Below are 2,202 nucleotides of genomic sequence, written 5' to 3'. Positions count from 1 at the left end.
TCTCGACAGGCTCCACGCTCTCCAACTCCACGGCGGTATCAGTCACTTGGCGTCACTCCCATGATCGTCGGATCCGCCGTTAGATCTACACTCCCCCTTCACTTCAAAAGAGCCGCACCCATGTGAGATTGGGGGTGTGGTGACAGCCCAACCGGCTTACGGGGGCGCATCGGGCTGGCGGACCAATGCGGCGGGCTGTCGTCTGCAGGCGGTGAGCGGTGCCTCGACATGGATGCGTCCTGCGTGGCCTGGAAGAGGCGCACGAGCCGTGGCGAGCGGGCGGGCGGATCGGTTAGGGGGCCAGGGCCCGCCTCTACGCTCGCGTGACCGTCCGAGTCCTGGGTCTGGCTGAGTCGAATCGGCCATGGCCGGCTTGCGCTCTTCCGGGCTTGTCCTGCGTTGCCGAGACTCTCGCTTCAGGAAGGTTCGGGGGAGGGCGAGATGGCTGTTCAACGTGGACGGAATCCGGCTCGTCGTCGTGGGCGGGCGACAGGAGCGAAGCCGATCGTGCTCGGTGGTGGCGGGCTGCTGATCGTGCTGATGGTGTTCTGGTCGGAGGTGTGGCCGTACGTCGTTGGGAGTGTGGTCCTTGGCGGTATCGGAGCCGTGGGCTGGTGGCTGTGGCGTACGGATCGGAGGGTGCGTGCTCGGGACCGCCGTTGGCGCCAGGACGAGGCGGTGAAGGCCGGTCGACGGACCCTGGCCGAGGTGGATGCGATGACGGGCACCGAGTTCGAGGAGCTGGTCGCCGACTTGTGCCGTAGGGACGGGTGTACGGAGGTCCGGCGAGTGGGTGGTTCGCACGACAACGGTGCTGATGTCGTCGGACGTCTGTCGGATGGCCGGACGTTTGTGATCCAGTGCAAGCGGTACGCGCCCAGCAGCACCATCGCCAGCCGTGAGCTACGTGATCTGCTGGGTGCCAAGGTCCACTTCCAGGCCGACGTGGCGGTGTTTGTGACGACCACCAAGTTCAGCCGTCCTTCCGAGAGGTTCGCCGTCGAGCACGGCATTCTCGCTGTGCACCGCGATCACCTCGGCTTGTGGAACAACGGAGCGTCCCTGCTGGCGCTGAGCCGTGTGAACGGTCGCGGCCAAGGGGACTCCCGTCACCGGGCGCGCTGGAAGCAGGCCTACGGGAAGTGACCGGCGCCCAATAGCCGTTCACCGGTCAGCGGGTGCTCGTGTCGTACAGTCGCCACGCCGGGTACCGCAGGGCATGACCGCTCTCGTCGCTGCAGTCCACGAGCCGACGGCGGTGCAGCATCAGGCGCAGGTGCCGTGCTGCGTCAGCGCCTTCGTCCGGCCCGCGGTCGAGCAGGACGGCCTGTGGACGGGCAGCGTCCTGGGTTCGTACCAGGACGTCGACGCTCGCCGGGCTTCCACGCCTCCAGGAGGAAGTCGGGGCGCAACTTCACCCAGTCCCGTCGCTTGACGTCCTTGCCCACCAGCGCCCAGCCCGCCTGCAGGGCGATGTCCGCGTCCACGACCGAGATCAAGTGGTCCGGGTACCGCTTCCTGAGCGCTTGCTCGGCGACGGCGAGCGCGAATCCGATGCCCAACTCGCCGGACTGCACGGTCTTGTAGTGGCGCCTGGGGTTCAACCCTTCCTCCGACAGCGCCATATACCGACCAGGGGCTCCCGTCCAGTGCCTGGCAGTACTTCAGACAACCCCAGTGCTCAGCCAGCCCACGCCCGGCTCCCTGCCGGGACAGCACAGTGGCACGCCCCAGCGCGTGCAGCACCTCCCACGGAGTGAGCCTGACTGACGGGCCGACCTCGGTGGCAGGTAACGCCCTCAACCCTTGCTTCCGCCGGAGCGGTTCGCGCCCGTCCTCCCGTCGTTCCTTGTCGTCCTTCGCGGCGGCATCGGCAACGGCTCCCGCCAACGCGCCGGTCGAGTCGATCTGCACACTCCAGGCCTCCACCAGTTCCTTGAGTACTTGTGCTGCTTCTGTCACGGGTTCTCCCCCTGCGTCGCATCGGTGGCGTCACGACAAGATCGAGACGCTAGGTCGGATACGACGGGCGCACGCAAGGGGACATACCCGCGCACAGTCCGAAAACGGACGCCAGAGCTGCTGCCGTGCTGCCCGACACGGTCAGGGCGGTCGTGTCCCGCGTGATGGTGTAGCCGATCAACTGGTGGGAGTGTTCGTCGTGTTGGGGAGCGCGGGGGCGCTCTCGGGGAGTCCGGGGTA

Annotated in this window: 3 protein-coding genes; 1 reads left to right on the top strand and 2 read right to left on the bottom strand. The window is 67.2% G+C overall.

Annotated features, from left to right (window positions below; genetic code table 11):
- The first annotated feature begins 717 nt into the window (after positions 1–717).
- On the top strand, positions 718–1,146 hold the full coding sequence (locus tag ACWCQ1_RS52025; protein WP_451030124.1) for a restriction endonuclease: 429 nt from the start codon (positions 718–720) through the stop codon (positions 1,144–1,146).
- A gap of 143 nt (positions 1,147–1,289) precedes the next feature.
- Here the strand turns inward: ACWCQ1_RS52025 and ACWCQ1_RS52020 are convergent, their stop codons facing one another.
- Positions 1,290–1,625, bottom strand: coding sequence for a hypothetical protein (locus tag ACWCQ1_RS52020; RefSeq protein ID WP_451030123.1), 336 nt, complete (start codon positions 1,623–1,625; stop codon positions 1,290–1,292).
- A gap of 386 nt (positions 1,626–2,011) precedes the next feature.
- On the bottom strand, positions 2,012–2,202 hold a 191-nt coding region (locus tag ACWCQ1_RS52015; RefSeq protein WP_451030122.1), incomplete at its 5' end, for a hypothetical protein.

It is taken from the genome of Streptomyces sp. NPDC002144 (assembly GCF_053593695.1).
The sequence above is the reverse complement of the archived record's forward strand: the minus strand, read 5'-3'. Positions and strand labels throughout refer to the sequence as shown.